Annotated in this window: 20 protein-coding genes and 1 pseudogene; 15 read left to right on the plus strand and 6 right to left on the minus strand. The window is 62.9% G+C overall.

Annotated features, from left to right (window positions below):
- The first annotated feature begins 42 nt into the window (after positions 1 to 42).
- The 6 genes from rimM (at position 43) to MXB90_RS02280 (ending at position 3,846) form a co-directional block, all read left to right on the plus strand.
- Complete coding sequence (gene rimM, locus MXB90_RS02255) at positions 43 to 552, plus strand: ribosome maturation factor RimM (RefSeq protein ID WP_250040466.1); 510 nt, start codon at positions 43 to 45, stop codon at positions 550 to 552.
- Positions 549 to 1,352: a hypothetical protein gene (locus MXB90_RS02260; protein WP_250040469.1), complete on the plus strand. Its 804-nt coding sequence runs from the start codon at positions 549 to 551 to the stop codon at positions 1,350 to 1,352. Before rimM ends, MXB90_RS02260 begins: the two co-directional genes overlap by 4 nt.
- Positions 1,342 to 2,187, plus strand: a complete 846-nt coding sequence (trmD, locus tag MXB90_RS02265) for a tRNA (guanosine(37)-N1)-methyltransferase TrmD (protein ID WP_250040471.1) — start codon at positions 1,342 to 1,344, stop codon at positions 2,185 to 2,187. The genes MXB90_RS02260 and trmD overlap by 11 nt, the downstream gene beginning before the upstream one ends.
- 49 nt (positions 2,188 to 2,236) lie before the next feature.
- Complete coding sequence (rplS, locus tag MXB90_RS02270) at positions 2,237 to 2,614, plus strand: 50S ribosomal protein L19 (protein WP_250040473.1); 378 nt, start codon at positions 2,237 to 2,239, stop codon at positions 2,612 to 2,614.
- A gap of 11 nt (positions 2,615 to 2,625) precedes the next feature.
- Positions 2,626 to 2,847: a 50S ribosomal protein L31 gene (gene rpmE / locus MXB90_RS02275; protein ID WP_250040475.1), complete on the plus strand. Its 222-nt coding sequence runs from the start codon at positions 2,626 to 2,628 to the stop codon at positions 2,845 to 2,847.
- A 189-nt stretch (positions 2,848 to 3,036) separates the two neighbouring features.
- Positions 3,037 to 3,846 carry a division plane positioning ATPase MipZ gene (locus MXB90_RS02280; protein ID WP_250040478.1) on the plus strand — a complete coding sequence of 270 codons (810 nt, stop codon included), beginning with the start codon at positions 3,037 to 3,039 and terminating at the stop codon, positions 3,844 to 3,846.
- A gap of 9 nt (positions 3,847 to 3,855) precedes the next feature.
- On the opposite strand, the gene MXB90_RS02285 is transcribed toward MXB90_RS02280, so the two are convergent.
- Positions 3,856 to 4,026 carry a hypothetical protein gene (locus tag MXB90_RS02285; protein WP_250040480.1) on the minus strand — a complete coding sequence of 57 codons (171 nt, stop codon included), beginning with the start codon at positions 4,024 to 4,026 and terminating at the stop codon, positions 3,856 to 3,858.
- Between the two features lie 133 nt (positions 4,027 to 4,159).
- Positions 4,160 to 5,476, minus strand: a complete 1,317-nt coding sequence (locus MXB90_RS02290) for an NAD(P)/FAD-dependent oxidoreductase (protein WP_250040483.1) — start codon at positions 5,474 to 5,476, stop codon at positions 4,160 to 4,162.
- Positions 5,477 to 5,594: 118 nt separating this feature from the next.
- Here MXB90_RS02290 and MXB90_RS02295 point away from each other — a divergent pair, with 118 nt between their 5' ends.
- Entirely contained in the window at positions 5,595 to 6,272 is a 678-nt protein-coding gene (locus tag MXB90_RS02295) for a GntR family transcriptional regulator (RefSeq protein WP_250040485.1), read from the plus strand.
- A 652-nt stretch (positions 6,273 to 6,924) separates the two neighbouring features.
- Here the strand turns inward: MXB90_RS02295 and MXB90_RS02300 are convergent.
- Positions 6,925 to 7,239 carry a hypothetical protein gene (locus MXB90_RS02300; RefSeq protein ID WP_250040487.1) on the minus strand — a complete coding sequence of 105 codons (315 nt, stop codon included), beginning with the start codon at positions 7,237 to 7,239 and terminating at the stop codon, positions 6,925 to 6,927.
- Positions 7,240 to 7,279: 40 nt separating this feature from the next.
- Between MXB90_RS02300 and MXB90_RS02305 the strand changes: the two genes are divergently transcribed.
- From MXB90_RS02305 to MXB90_RS02315, 5 genes and pseudogenes are all read left to right on the plus strand, one after another.
- Positions 7,280 to 8,506, plus strand: coding sequence for an IS256 family transposase (locus MXB90_RS02305; RefSeq protein ID WP_250040489.1), 1,227 nt, complete (start codon positions 7,280 to 7,282; stop codon positions 8,504 to 8,506).
- A 307-nt stretch (positions 8,507 to 8,813) separates the two neighbouring features.
- Positions 8,814 to 8,945, plus strand: coding sequence for a CrcB family protein (locus tag MXB90_RS17720; RefSeq protein ID WP_284040691.1), 132 nt, complete (start codon positions 8,814 to 8,816; stop codon positions 8,943 to 8,945).
- A 33-nt stretch (positions 8,946 to 8,978) separates the two neighbouring features.
- Positions 8,979 to 9,143 (plus strand): annotated as a pseudogene (locus tag MXB90_RS17780) (CrcB family protein); the annotation flags it as partial.
- A 16-nt stretch (positions 9,144 to 9,159) separates the two neighbouring features.
- Positions 9,160 to 9,318, plus strand: coding sequence for a DUF190 domain-containing protein (locus MXB90_RS02310; protein ID WP_250040491.1), 159 nt, complete (start codon positions 9,160 to 9,162; stop codon positions 9,316 to 9,318).
- A 351-nt stretch (positions 9,319 to 9,669) separates the two neighbouring features.
- Positions 9,670 to 10,071 (plus strand): CYTH domain-containing protein, encoded by a 402-nt coding sequence (locus MXB90_RS02315; protein ID WP_250040493.1) that lies wholly within the window; start codon positions 9,670 to 9,672, stop codon positions 10,069 to 10,071.
- Here the strand turns inward: MXB90_RS02315 and MXB90_RS02320 are convergent.
- The gene (locus MXB90_RS02320) at positions 10,039 to 10,278 is read right to left on the minus strand and encodes a hypothetical protein (RefSeq protein WP_250040496.1); all 240 of its coding nucleotides are present in this window, start codon (positions 10,276 to 10,278) and stop codon (positions 10,039 to 10,041) included. The two genes, MXB90_RS02315 and MXB90_RS02320, sit on opposite strands and share 33 nt — an antisense overlap.
- A 128-nt stretch (positions 10,279 to 10,406) precedes the next feature.
- Between MXB90_RS02320 and MXB90_RS02325 the strand changes: the two genes are divergently transcribed.
- Positions 10,407 to 11,273, plus strand: coding sequence for a hypothetical protein (locus tag MXB90_RS02325; RefSeq protein WP_250040498.1), 867 nt, complete (start codon positions 10,407 to 10,409; stop codon positions 11,271 to 11,273).
- A 221-nt stretch (positions 11,274 to 11,494) separates the two neighbouring features.
- On the plus strand, positions 11,495 to 11,818 hold the full coding sequence (locus MXB90_RS02330; RefSeq protein WP_250040500.1) for a hypothetical protein: 324 nt from the start codon (positions 11,495 to 11,497) through the stop codon (positions 11,816 to 11,818).
- A gap of 39 nt (positions 11,819 to 11,857) precedes the next feature.
- Here MXB90_RS02330 and MXB90_RS02335 read toward each other — a convergent pair whose 3' ends face one another.
- The gene (locus MXB90_RS02335; protein WP_250040502.1) at positions 11,858 to 12,745 is read right to left on the minus strand and encodes a YARHG domain-containing protein; all 888 of its coding nucleotides are present in this window, start codon (positions 12,743 to 12,745) and stop codon (positions 11,858 to 11,860) included.
- A 135-nt stretch (positions 12,746 to 12,880) separates the two neighbouring features.
- Positions 12,881 to 13,720, minus strand: coding sequence for a M15 family metallopeptidase (locus MXB90_RS02340; protein WP_250040504.1), 840 nt, complete (start codon positions 13,718 to 13,720; stop codon positions 12,881 to 12,883).
- Between the two features lie 266 nt (positions 13,721 to 13,986).
- Between MXB90_RS02340 and MXB90_RS02345 the strand changes: the two genes are divergently transcribed.
- Complete coding sequence (locus MXB90_RS02345; protein WP_250040507.1) at positions 13,987 to 14,166, plus strand: hypothetical protein; 180 nt, start codon at positions 13,987 to 13,989, stop codon at positions 14,164 to 14,166.
- Positions 14,167 to 14,310: the final 144 nt, after the last annotated feature.

The following is a 14,310-nucleotide window of genomic DNA, read 5'->3' on the forward strand; positions in this document are numbered from 1 at the left end:
CGGGCAGCCTTTGCCCGGCCTGTCCGCATCCGGAGGGGCAAGATGAGCAATCCCGATCGTGTCTGCGTTGGTGCCATTGCCGGGGCCTTCGGCGTGAAGGGTGAGGTGCGGCTGAAAAGCTTCTGCTCTACGCCTGAGGACATTGCCGCCTATGCGCCCCTTTACACCGAGGATGGCAGCCGCAGCTTTGGCATCCGGCTGACCCGGCCCGTCACCGGGGGCTTGGGCGCGCGCCTGACCGGCGTTGCCACCAAGGAAGAGGCCGATGCGCTGAAGGGCGTGACCCTTTGGGCCGACCGCAACAAGCTGCCGTCGCTGCCCGATGACGAATTCTATCATGCCGATCTGATCGGGCTGACGGTGGTGGATACCGGCGGCGCGGTTCTGGGCACGGTCCGCGCGGTGCATAACCACGGCGCGGGCGACATTCTGGAAATCTTTGGCCCCGGCCGTCGCCAGACCCTGCTTTTGCCGTTCACCAAGGCCGTGGTGCCCACCGTCGACCTGACCGCCGGGCGTATCGTGGCCGATCCGCCCGAGGATGTCGAATGACCCGGGTGATCGTTCATGCGGGCTTTCACAAGACCGGAACGACCAGCCTGCAAAACCACCTTGCGCAGCATCGCGCCACGCTGAAACCCTGGTTCGACTATTACGGCCAGAACGATTTTCTAAGCGCCGGCGCGCGCGCCCGGATCTATGCGCAAAAGCCGTTTTTCTGGCGCAGGCTGCGGTTTCGCGCGGCGTTTCGCCGGTTTCTGACCGCGATCCCCGATGCCCCGATCATCGTTCTGTCGCGTGAGACATTTTCGGGCGTGATGCCCGGTCACCGCAACTGGCGCGGGCGCGTCATCCGCGATTACGGCGCGGCGGTGCCCCTGTGCCGTGAAGTGATCGGGGCGCTGCGCCATCGGTTCGGCCCGGCCGTGCGGGTCGAATTCCTGTTCACCACGCGCGACGGCGAAAGCTGGGCGCGCTCGGTCTATGGCCATCTGCTGCGATCCATCCACCTGCGCGAGGATTTCGCACAATTCCGCGCGGCCCTTCCCCCCCGCATCGACCTGACGGCCGAGGCGGAACGGATCGGCGCGGCGCTGGCGCCCTGCGCCGTGCGGGTGGAACGGCTGGAAGACTGGTCTGGCGACCGCCACGGGCCCGCGGGCATCATCCTGGCGATGACCGACGTGCCCGATGCTGTAGCCGCGACCCTGCCGCCCGCGGCGCGCGGCAACATCGGCCAGACCCCGGATCAGCTGGCAGACTTTGCCCGGCTGAACCGATCGGGGCGCGGCAAGGCCGAACTGAAACGCATCAAGGACCAGATCCTGCGCGAGGCACGCCATGACCGATGACACAGCGGACAAGCCGATGAAATCGCATGGGCGGCTGGCAATTTCCGCCTCGATCCGCCCGCGTGAGCTGATGACCGACACCCCGCGCCTGCAGGGCGCCTGGACCGCGCGGATCATCACCCTGTTCCCCGAGGCCTTTCCCGGCACGCTGGGCCTGTCGCTGACAGGCAAGGCCTTGCAGGAAGGGCTGTGGGCGCTGGAAACGATCGACCTGCGCCCCTTTGGAATCGGCAAGCACCGCAACGTCGATGACACACCCGCCGGCGGCGGCGCGGGCATGGTGCTGCGCGCCGATGTCGTGGGCGCGGCCCTGTCCGAGGCGATGCGCGACACCCCCACCGACCGCGCACGCTGGCCGGTGATCTACATGTCCCCGCGCGGCCGCCCGCTGACCCAGGCGATGGCACGGCGGTTTTCGCAGGCACAGGGGATGACCATCCTGTGCGGCCGGTTCGAGGGCGTGGATGAACGCGTGCTGGACCATTTCGGCGTCGAAGAGGTTTCAATCGGGGATTTCGTCCTGACCGGGGGCGAGATCGCCGCACAGGTCTTGATTGACGCGACTGTCCGGCTTATACCCCGCGTGCTCGGGAATCAGGCATCGACCGAGGAGGAATCCTTTTCTCACGGTTTGCTTGAACATCCGCAGTATACCCGCCCCACGCTTTGGGAAGGTCGCGCGATACCGGAAATTCTTCAGTCCGGGCATCATGCGAAGATAGAGGCGTGGAAGCGGGAACAGGCCGAAAGGCTGACCAAGGAACGACGACCTGATCTCTGGCGGGCTTGGTGTGCGGCGCACAACAGGGACCCGGATGAAGACCAAGAGCTCTGAGGGCGCGCACACCTTCGCGGAACCACCGCGAGCAATGAAAGGACCAGCGATGAACCTGATCGCACAACTCGAGGCGGAACAGATCGCCGCCCTCGGCAAGACCATTCCGGATTTCAAGGCCGGCGACACCATTCGCGTCGGCTACAAGGTGACCGAAGGCACCCGGTCGCGCATTCAGAACTACGAGGGCGTCTGCATCGCGCGCAAGGGCGGCAGCACGATTGCGGCCTCGTTCACCGTGCGCAAGATTTCCTTCGGCGAAGGCGTGGAACGTGTGTTCCCGCTGTACTCGACCAACATCGACTCGATCGAAGTGGTCCGCCGTGGCCGCGTCCGCCGCGCGAAACTGTACTACCTGCGCGACCGTCGTGGTAAATCGGCCCGTATCGCCGAAGTCACCAACTACAAGCCCAAAGCCGAAGCGTAAGGAGCGGGGCCATGAGAAACGAAATCCATCCCGAATACCACTTCATCACGGTGAAGATGACCGACGGCTCGACCTACCAGACCCGGTCGACCTGGGGCAAGGAAGGCGACACGATGGCGCTGGACATCGATCCGCTGGCGCATCCCGCATGGACCGGTGGGTCCGCCCGACTGATGGACACCGGGGGCCGCGTGTCCAAGTTCAAGAACAAATACGCGGGCCTGGGCTTCTGATCCCCCGCCAGTATTTTGCAAAGGGCGCGCCAATGGCGCGCCCTTTCGTTTGCGCCCCTTCCCCTGTTGCGGAAACGCATTGTTTCCAATGTCCGTTGCCCCCCCTTGCGCGGGCATTCTTCCTTCGTTAGCCACCTCCACTTATAGTCTTCGCGCGCCAGCACGGCGCGAGATAAAGGGGTACGGGACGTGGCGCATATCATCGTTGTGGGCAATGAAAAGGGCGGTTCGGGCAAGTCGACCACCTGCATGCATGTGGCCACGGCACTGGCGCGCATGGGCAAGAAGGTTGGTGCGCTGGATCTGGACCTGCGCCAGCGCAGCTTTGGGCGCTATGTCGAAAACCGCCTGGCCTTCATGGCGCGTGAGGGGCTGGATCTGCCGACGCCCGAATACCGCGAACTGCCCGAGGCGGACCCCGCAACGCTGGACCCCGGCGAAAACCCCTATGACCGCCGCCTTGCCGCCGCCGTGGCCGAGCTGGAGGTGGAATGCGATTTCATCCTGATCGACTGCCCCGGCAGCCACACCCGGCTGAGCCAGGTCGCCCATTCGTTGGCCGACACGCTGATCACGCCGATGAATGACAGCTTCATCGACTTTGACCTGCTGGCGCGGATCGACCCGGAAACATCAAAGGTGATCGGGCCGTCGATTTATGCCGAAATGGTCTGGTCGGCGCGCCAGCTGCGCGCGCGGGCCGGGCTGAAACCAATTGACTGGATCGTGCTGCGCAACCGCCTTGGCGCGCAGCAGATGCACAACAAGAAAAAGGTCGGCGCGGCGCTGGAACAGCTGTCCAAGCGCATCGGCTTTCGCGTGGCCCCCGGGTTTTCCGAACGCGTGATCTTCCGCGAACTGTTCCCCCGTGGCCTGACGCTGCTGGATCTGCGCGATGTGGGTGTGGAAAACCTGAATATCTCGAACGTGGCCGCGCGTCAGGAACTGCGCGACCTGATCAAGGAACTGAACCTGCCGGGGGTTGAAATCAACTTCTGACCAATCGCCTTACAGCGTCCGGCCCGCCATGGTGCGCGCCCGGGCGCGAAAAGGCGAGGGCTGCGCCTGCCGCGGCGCGCGGTGCGACTTCGCACCCGCAAGAGCCGCCAGACGTGTCGCCAGAACGTCGCCCGTGGCGGGGTCCGACACAAGGCCGAGACGGGCCAGTAACCTGCGCATGAACATCATCCTTCCCCCTGTCTTGCCGGTTGCGACATCCTTTGGTTAAGACAACCTTTGCGGGCAATTCGGGCCAGATTATGTTCCGTGCGGGGAAAGCTTCGGCAGATATGGTGTCACCGGCGCGACGGGATCAGATGCCCAGCCGGTCGCGCGCGCCATACCACCAGGACCCGATCACCGAATAGGGCACACGCAACATCCGCCCGCCGGGGAAGGGAATCCAAGGCAGCCCCGCGAAGACGTCAAAGCGGGACAGATCGCCATTGATCGCCTCGGACAGGATGCGGCCGAAGGTATGCGATCCGGTCACGCCGTGACCGGAATAGCCATGGGCGAAATAGGTGTTGGCGCCGATCCGACCCATCTGCGGCACGCGGCTGAAGGACAGCGCGAAATTGCCCGACCAAGCGAATTCGATTTCCGTCTCGACCAACTGCGGAAAGACCTTCTTCAGGTTCTTCCACAGCTTGGCCTTGATATCCCTGGGGTCGGCCCCGCCATAGACAGTACCGCCCCCAAACAGCAGCCGGTGGTCGGCCGACATGCGATAGTAATCCAGGATATAACGCACATCCTCGATACAGGTGCCCGCAGGCATCAGGTCGCGCGCGCGCTCGGCGCCCAGCGGGCGCGTTGCCATGATCTGCGTGGACACCGGCATCACCCGCGGGGTCAGCGCAGGGACGACATGGCCCAGATAGGCATTGCCGCACAGCACAAGCGTCTTGCAGACGATCTTTCCCTGGGCCGTATTCACCACGGGCCGCGCGGCATTGGTATCGACCGAGGTCACCGGCGACATTTCAAAGATCTTGCCACCAAGGCTTTCGAAGGCCGCAGCCTCACCCAGCGCCAGGTTCAGCGGATGCATGTGCCCGCCGCTGACATCCAGCATACCGCCGACGTAAAGATCGGAATTGGCATGCTGGCGCATTTCATCGCGCGACAGCATCCGCTGGTTTTTCAGGCCATAGCTTTCCCACAGCGCCTTGCGCTCTTCCAGATCGCGCATCTGCTTTTGCGTCAGCGCGGCAAAGACGTTGCCATCCTTCAGGTCACACTGGATATTATAGGTGCGCACCCGTTCACGGATGATCTCGCCGCCCTCTTGCACAAGGCCCGCGACAAAGCGCGCGGTATCCTGGCCATAGCGGCGCCCGATGGTCTGCAGGCTGGCGTTCAGCCCGTTCACGATCTGCCCGCCATTGCGCCCCGAGGCGCCCCAGCCCACGCGCGCGCCTTCGATGATGGTAACCTTATGCCCCTTTTCCGCCAAATGCAGCGCGGTCGACAGGCCCGAATAACCGGCCCCCACCACGCAGATATCGGTTTCATGCGTGCCCTGCAGCGCCGGGCGGTCAGGCGCCGGGTTGGCCGAGGCCGCATAGTAGCTGGCAACATGCGCGCCGGTGCCGGCATAGGGATGCGACTGTGCGGTGGCGTTCATCGGAGACTCCTGACTGCAATTCGGGGCGCTCTGCTGCGCCGCCAAAATGTGATAGCATTTTTTATTTTGTGATATACTTTAGCCGCAAAGTCAACAGATCCGACCGGCCCGCACAAACATGACCCAGATCCCCGACATCCCGCGCAGCGTCGACATGACCACCCAGGACTATGCCTATTTCCGGCTGCGCAATGCGATCATGGTGGGGGCGCTGCGGCCCAACACGGCGCTGACCTTTCGCGGCCTTGCCGAACAGCTTGGCCTAAGCCCCACCCCCATCCGCGAAGCGGTGCGCCGGCTGTCAAGCGAACATGCGCTTGAGGTTCTTGAAAACAGGCGGTTGCGTGTGCCCGAAATGACCCCGGGCCGGTTTGAGGAACTGGCACAGCTGCGCCTTGTGCTGGAAACCCATGCCGCCACGCGCGCCTTTGCCTACCTGTCCGATGTCACGATCGACACGATGGCACGGTTGGACGCACAGATGGATGGTGCCGTCCGAAACCGCGATCTGGACGCACTAACGCGGATGAACCACGATTTCCACCGCCTGCTTTACTGTCTCAACCCGCATCAGACCGTAATGCCGTTGATCGAAAGCATCTGGCTGCAGCTGGGCCCGTTCCAGCGCCGCGTGATCGAGGATGTCGACCGGACCTATGTCATCGACCGCCACAAGGAAATGCTGGATGCCATGCGCAGACGCGACCTGCCTGGCCTGTGCGCGGCGATCGAACGGGACATCGAAGACGGCTCAATCCGCTCGGGGCGGCAAATGCTGCACGGCACGACCGGATAACGGTCGCCTGAGGCGATCCTGATTTTTCGACAAATAACATGCTGTGGCCCTCCGACCCCTACGTCCGGCCGAAGCCTAGGCGGCGCCTGCACGTAAGGCCGCTACCTGCGCATCCCGGTCATCCGTGAGGTGCGCACCAAACGACTTCAGTCCGCGCCCCAGCAGGCTCAGAGCGAGCTTCCGTTGGCCGCCCAGTTATTCCGTTGCGTCGTTTGCACAGACCAGGGGGCCGGGTTCCTGGTGCTCCCCGTCCTTCTTTGCCCTGCGCTGTAGCATCGTCGTAGCACCGGCTCGCTTGACCCAAATGCAAAAAAACTCCCAAAGGACGCTATGTCGTTGTATTTACTTGAGTTTTTTTGGTTGCGGAGGCTCGCATTGGCCTCGGCCGAACCGATGCTAAGTTAAAATAGGTTTCGGACAACACTTACAGTTCCCGTTTGGAAGCACCACTGAACCAAATATTGACGCGAAGGGCGAAAGCGGCCTGTGAGACTGCGGTATCGCGTGCGCGGCAATCGGCGTTAACGGCCATTCGCGGCTCGCGCGGGCATCACCGCAATGCGCAGGAAGCAGACGGTCGAGCTGACGAGCTGACGAGCTGACGAGCTGACCAATGACGAATGACGAATGACGAATGACGAGCGAGAAACACTTAGCGGTCGACCGCAGCCATCATATTCGAGATTGCCGTGAGCCAACTCCGGATTTCATCGTCTGGATCGGTCTCGGCCAAGCGTGCGACCGTCATCCGCGAGACTGCGGCATTGTTGATCTGGCGTTTCGCGCTGCTCTCCTTTTTTCTTTGCTGCTCCGCTTTTAGTTCGGCCCAAGGCTTGCCACCGTTAACCGCATGAACAGCCCGGGCCGTCAACGTCGGAACATCGTCTGGCCTGCTGTCCACGAAACCGGTCGTGTCTCGGAAGTGGTGGAAATTTGAAGGCGGCGTGATCTCCGGGTGAACATCCATCCACCCAACCGGCGGCGGCAACCGCCAGGGAGATCACGCCATGAACCCGATTACCGACACTGCGAGCTTTGCGCTACTGGCCGGGGAGGCCGGGTTCGACCCGATCGAGGGGCGGCTGCGGACCAACGTCCGCGCAACCATCGAAGCGGTTTTCGAGGAAGAGCTTGCCAGCTTTCTTGGTCGCCTCCGCTACGATCGGGGCGACGGCCCGGCGAAAGGCTATCGCCACGGGCACCGAGATCGTCAGATCACCGGCACCTTCGGAACGGAAACGGTGCGGGTGCCGGGCGCCCGGATCGAGGACGACGCAGGCAAGGTGACAGAATGGCGTTCGAAGGCGCTTCCCCGTTATCAGCGCCTGACGAAGAAGGCCGAGGCCCCGATCGCCGCGGTCTATCTCGCCGGCACCAACACCCGGCGCGTCAAGCGGGCGCTGTTCGGGCTGTTTGAGGGAGCTGTCAGCAAGGACGTGGTCAGCCGCGCCTGGCGCAAGGTGAAGGGGGACTGGGACGCCTGGTGTGCCCGCAGTCTGGCCGATGAGGACATCGTTCGCCTGATCCTCGACGGCACCGTGATCAAGACCCGGCTGGACCGCAAGGCCACGAACATCTCGGTGCTGGCCGCCATCGGGGTGCGCCGCGACGGGCAGAAGGTGCTGCTTTCCATCAGAAACATGGGCGGGGAGAGCAGGGCCGCCTGGCGTCAGTTCCTCGACGATCTGGACGCACGTGGATTGAAGCGACCCGAATTCGTGATCGTCGACGGCGCTCCGGGGCTGGAAGCCGCTCCCGTGGCGCTGTGGGGCGAGGAATTGGCCATCCAGCGCTGCACGGTTCACAAGCATCGCAACCTTCTCAGTCATGCGCCCAAGCACATGCAGGACGAGTTGACCAAGGACTCCCGCGACATGATCTACGCCGACACCGCGGCCGAGATCGAGAAGAGGCGCAAGGCCTTCCTGCGTAAGTGGCGCCTGAAGTGTCGGGCAGTTGCTGACAGCCTTGAAGAAGCCGGGGCGCGGCTGTTCGCCTTCATCCGCCTGGATCCGTCGCAATGGAAGTCCGCGCGCACGACCAACGCCATCGAACGTCTGAACGAGGAGTTTCGCCGCCGCATCAAGACCCAGACCGTGCTGCCCTGCGCCGAGACCGTGCCGATGTTGCTCTGGGCGCTACTCGCCTCCGGTCAGATCCAGATGCGCAAAGTCGACGGCTGGGAAACACTGTCTCAGCCCATCGAACCGATACCACTTGACCTCGCTGCCTGAAAAAACGAGCCTTCAGATGCCCGGAGCGCACCGCCAGGGAATTTCCACAGCATTCGCGACACGACCAGCGCCGGGCAGCGATGGCGGTGGTCATGGGGGCGGTCGCGCGCGCGATTCCTTCAGCCGTCGGCCGGCCCGCACCGCGGGGCGACAGTCCTCGGCACCAATGACTGGCATGTCTCTACCGCGAGTTTGATCGTCGACGTGCCATCACAGCACCGGGATGGCGAACGAGCGCCGGATGCCTTCGTCTGCGGACAGATCATGACCCGAGGAGCTGCGGAACAATGACCGACATCGCTTCCCGATGTTGCAGGTGGCGGTGGGCAGTGCGATCGGCAGGCTCGCGCGCTTCCTCGTCTCCGGTCTCGTCGCACGCGGGATGGGAGAGACGTTTCCCTGGGGAACGATGGCCGTCAACGTCAACGGAGCTTTCTGAATCGGCGCGATTTCCATTCTGACTGAGAGCCTGGTGTTTCTGGATCGACCCGAAGCCTGGCCATTCCTCGTAACCTGCCTGCTCGGGTCCTACACCACAGTCTCTTCCTGCGGGCTGCAGTCTCTCGCGCTTGCCAGGGACGGTCAGATGCTCCGCGCCCTCGGCAACGTGCTTCTTTCGGTTCTGCTTAGCCTCGGCGGCGTCGCCGCTGCTCTTGCCGCTCGTCATCGAAATCGTCGACCGCGAGGAGAAGATCACGGCCTTCCTCCCCATTCTCGGCAAGCTGATGTCGAGCGGTCTCGTGACCATCGTGTCCGCCCGTGTTCTCCTATTCGAAGATCGCGCCTTGAGGATCACCGAAGATCGAACCTGAGAACCGGTGCCGGCATGCCGCGGGCAGGCCGATATCACTGGTACGCAGCCGCAGACATCGGGTTCCAGTAGGGTCACAGACGCCGGCGGGCTTCCGTTGCACCCTGCAAGTGCAGGCGCCCGGCCCCCGACCGGCTGAGTCATCCCGAACATCGGCTCAAGCAGCAATGGACGAGATACGATTCGATTGTCGTATTCCTGGCTCGGCAATCTCTTGGATATTTGCAATGATTTGAAGTAATCAGCGCCAACGCGATGATATGATGCGCCTTCACGGCACTCCCCTCAAAAACCGGGAGACATGCCATGATACGAGCTTTTGCCGCTGAAGCTGGACGACTGAAGCCACTCGATGAAGGCACGGATGTCGCGCGGGCGTTGTGGCTTGAACGCAAGTTCCTGGTGGTGTCCGATGCGTGGCGCGCGCATTGCACAGGGGCAATGTCAATTTGCGATGGTCTATCGATGGCGGCAGACGGTCGCAAACTGCGCGTGCGTGTGCGCGATGCTGACGTTCAAGGGACGCCGGTCTGGGCTGTCACGCGACGAGTTCGATTTCGCGATCTCGATGCAAGAGGGCCAAAACCTGCTGGCCCATCACTGTGAGGGCCACGTGCTGCAGAAAAGCCACTACGTTGTCCCTGCCGAAGCGCTGACTTGGGAGGTGGATGTCTATTCCGGTGTATTGGCGGGTGATGTAATTGCCGAGGTTGAATTGCCGTCAGAGGATTTCGTGCTGCCTCTGCCGGACTGAATCGGGGAAGAGGTCACCGGTCGTGAAGAGTACCGCAAGGTGAATATGCTGCGTGCGAGGCTCGATCTCTGAGAGGTTTGTCACCAGAACCGCTTGACAATGGACAGTCTTTATCGTGCCGCTGTCAACTGCGGAGAAAAATTGGGCCTGCTGGCTGCGCTTTTGTGTGTGGCCGTTGACTTTGGCCAAGTGAACCACCTCGATCATCGGTAGGGCGTAGGTCTAGTGCAGGTTCAGACGCACATCGATGCCGTCGGGGGGCGGTCACATCAGAGCCGTGAAAAGGTGCGAACAATATTTCATCATATTTTTCAGGTCGAATCGGGAGGAAGATCATGAAGACAACGCCACCGGTGGCCCTGACCTTGGCAATTTCGGTTGCGATTGCGGGCTGGGCGGGTGTAGGCCCGGCATTCGCCGGCAATGCGCCGGAACTGCATGGTCTCCGCCTTGGACAGCTGGCCGATGGGTTGGACGCCGCGATTGACCTGCCGACAGGTCCGACGGTCGGGTCCATGCCGAACCAGTTGACCTGGATCGCCGGCCCGGACAATCGACTGACCCATGTCATCGTGTCGCTGCAAATGTCGGAAGTGATGAGCTATGAAGAACAGAAAGACGCCCTTTACGCCGACATGACAGCGCGTCACGGCCCCGCCGATGCGGTCACCCTGTCCCCGCATGATCCGTTCCGGGCCATCTGGAAAGATCCTCAGGGCCGGTTTGAATACAGCCTTCAATCGGTCGAAGGGGACAGCTTCAGCCAATCCTTCGTGGTCATGCTGGAAAGCAGCGATCCGGCGCGTTTGTGCGGCCCGGAGGACGGGTTTCGGGACTGGTTCGCGGATTGGCAGGCCGCGATCCGTGCAAATGACAAGGACGACGTCCTGGCGCGGTTTCAAGTGCCGTTCTTCTCGGTCTATTTCCTGCCCGAAGTGGCACCCTTCGGCGTTGAAACCCGGGAGGAGTTGGAAAACCTTTGGGGCAGTGCGCCTTTCAACGATTTTCTGGCCGGGGTTCTTGCGGTGGATCCGGGACCGATCGGCAGGGAAAGCGGAATGATCGCTTGCAGCATCCTGCCCGAGGAAGGCAATATTCAGGGATATTCCGTGTATCTTGGCGACGCCATCGCCTATCTGCCCTTGGTCGTGGACCGCGTCGGGCCGGTTTGGGTGGCCCAGGGCATCGCCTATCAACCGTGAACGAAAGCCGAGGCCAGCCCGCCCCGTCGGGGCGCAGCGGCTGGCGTGGCAAGCGAGGCCGCATGAGGACAGATGCCTGTGTTTCCCGACCCGTAAGGGGCGTCATCATCGCCGCCATCGCGGCCTGGCTATGCCATCCGGCAGCCGCTGCCGCGGATGGGGGGGATTTCGCCGCCCTGAACCGGGATATGGAAGAACGCTGTGCCGCGGTTGGCGGGCAGTTGATCCACAAGGACGGGCCGGCGCCGGATATGGATCTTGGCTTTGGGCCTGTCGCCTATTTCGACACGGCATCCGTTGATTGCACCGCCGCGCCGGGGCTGTTTTCGCACACGGGAGGGCACGATTTCTACGCCGTTGATGCTGCGGGCCTTGCCGTCTGGTCCGCCAGGCAATGGCGTCTGGTCCCGGCCTTCGGTGGGCAGGTTCTTTTGCTGCTGCGGCACGGCAGTTATTGCGACCTGCCCGGACATCTTTCCTGCGTCGAGGCGATCTGGATGGAAGATGGGCGCTTTGTCAGCACCTTGCCCATTGAGCGCATGTGACGCGCCGCGCCAATGCGCCTGCGGCGCATCGGTGCCGGATCAGCGATGGCGTTCTTCGGCCTGAATGCGCGCCACATTTTCACGTTCGATCGCGGTCAGTGACACTTCGGCGGCGATGGGGCGATACCAGCTGCGCGATGCGAAATAGGCCTGCAGGTCCGGGCTTTGAAAGCTGCGCCCGTTGCGGGCAAAGATTTCGTTGCGCGCCAGGCGCAGGTCGGCCAACGACAGGGGGGCAAGATCCTGTGCCGTCAGAAGGCGCGTCGTGGACTGCGGCAGGATGAAATCCGCGCTTTCCCGCATCACCACAGGCGGTTCTGGCGCCGACCCCGGTGCCGTCCGGCCCGCCGATCCTTCACGCCAGCCGACCGCCACCGCCTCAAGCCGGGCCGAGCGCGGTGGGTGCGTGTCGCTGCCGGTTTCGGACAACTGGTTGAAAAGCCACTGCGCATCCTGCAAGTTGCCGCCCAGCCGACCGACGGCAAAGCCCGCGAAACTGTCTGCCTCAAGCTCGGTCGGCGGGCGGCTGCCGCCGGCTTCCAGCGTGTGACCATTCAGGTGATGGGCAATCTCATGCGCCATCAGGCTGACTGCGGCCCAGCGGTTGTTGGCGATGGTATTCTGGATCCAGCTCTCGCTGTAGACGATCAGCCGCTCCTCGCCCTCAATCACGGCGGCGGCATTGGGCACATTGGCCGCAAATACGGTGAAGCGCGGGACCAGCCCGACGGTGGACATGATGTCCGCGACCAGGGCGCGGGCCTCATCGCTGCTGGCAAAGGAATAGAGGGTTTCGTCCAGAACCTCATCCGGCGCGAACGAGCAGATATGTTCCTTGTGTTTCAGGTTCAGCACCGTTTGCGCATCTGCCTGGGCGGGACCGCCCGCCGCCAGAACCAGGACCGCCGTTCCGATCTGGTTTCGCATCACCCGCGCCCTCATTCTTGCCCCATCCATCGTTGCGGTCCAGCCGCGTCCTTGAGCGTGGCCCATATGGGCGTGTCGGACAAGACATAATCCCACCCCGCACGGCGATAACCGCGTGGCCCCTGGGCGCGGGATCTAATGCGCCAGGCGGCTGAACAGGATCAATTCGGGCCGATATTCGAAATGCATCCCATCGAAATGGTGCCACTTTCCGCCCCAGATGAAACCGAAACGTTCCATGGTCTGGACGATCTCGGGGGGGTAGCGGTTGGCATAGGCGCCGGCATTGCCCTCGGGGCGGCCGCTCCAGCGCCAATAGCCGCCAAGCTCGGTATTCAGATCGACGGCGATGCCAAAGCTGTGCGCGCTCAGCCGATCGGTTCCGGCAATCGGGCGCCAGTTGAAGCTGCCGCCGGTCTTTTCGAAATACACATCCATCGGGGCGCCTGATGCACGGATTTCATCGAGGGCCGCCTGCAGCTGGTCCGCGACACAATTCCGGGTCGTCACCTTGAAGGCCGCGCGGGTGGCGCCCCGCTGATAGCCTACCCGCACCAAGGTCCGGGCTGCGGCCTCTTTCGTTGCGAAATACAGGTTCCGGAAAAAGGCATCATTGCGCGCGCGCCCGGGGTCCATCCAGGGCGTTTCGCGCAGGCTCAGGTCGAAGGCCAGGGGATAGGTCTGGGAAAACTGCTCGCGCAGGGTGGGGTCGTCCAACCTGTCTGGCGCAGGCAGGTCACGATCCGGTCCGATCGGCAGGCGGGTTCCATTGTCAAACTGCACGGCGCCATCGACGATCGTCAGGGACGGATAGGCAAACGCCAGGGCCGCCTCGACCGGATCACGATCCGCAGCACCCGTCAGGTCGAGCGTGAGGAAATCCACCACCGCGCAGGCGCCACGCGCCTGTGCGGCCCCGGCCAGCAGCGCGACACACAGGGCCGAGGCCGCGAAATTCCTGACACGTCGAAGCATGGAACGCCCTTCATCTTGTAAGATGGCCTGACGACCTTATCCCGGTTCCGCCGCAGCACAACACGAAACACCTAGCGGTCAGGGAAGGTGGTGCGTGTTCGCCGCCGGCCTAGAGGCCGCCGGGTAGTTTGTCGCGGATCGCCGCGCGGCGGTCGAACCGCGCGCACCCCAAAAAAGCATCGAAAACAACTCACGCATAATAGCGATAACATGGGCGGGCGGACACACCTGCAACAAGGGGGAGAAACCCCACGACTTGATGGCGCATGACCCGATTCTTGTTTCTCCTCGCCATTCTTGCCGCACCAGGCCGCGCTCTGGCTCAAAATATGAGTTGGCAACATGGCGAGGCGCAGCATGGGCAGCATATGCCCGGTATGTCGCATGGCGACGATGCGATGGATGGAGATGCCAATCCAGAAGTGCTCCTGGAGAGAGGGCAGTGAGTTATGCGCAGAAGTTGGTGACGCTTGATCAGGCGGCGGCTTGAAGGTGACGGAGACCGTCGCGGAGCTCAATCCCTTGGATGATCTCGGGCGGACGGTTTTGGCCGTCGAGTTTTCGCCATTTTTTCTGCGCCGACATCATCA

The sequence above is a fragment of the Phaeovulum molybdatiresistens genome (genome assembly GCF_023544865.1).
Classification (GTDB): domain Bacteria; phylum Pseudomonadota; class Alphaproteobacteria; order Rhodobacterales; family Rhodobacteraceae; genus Pontitalea.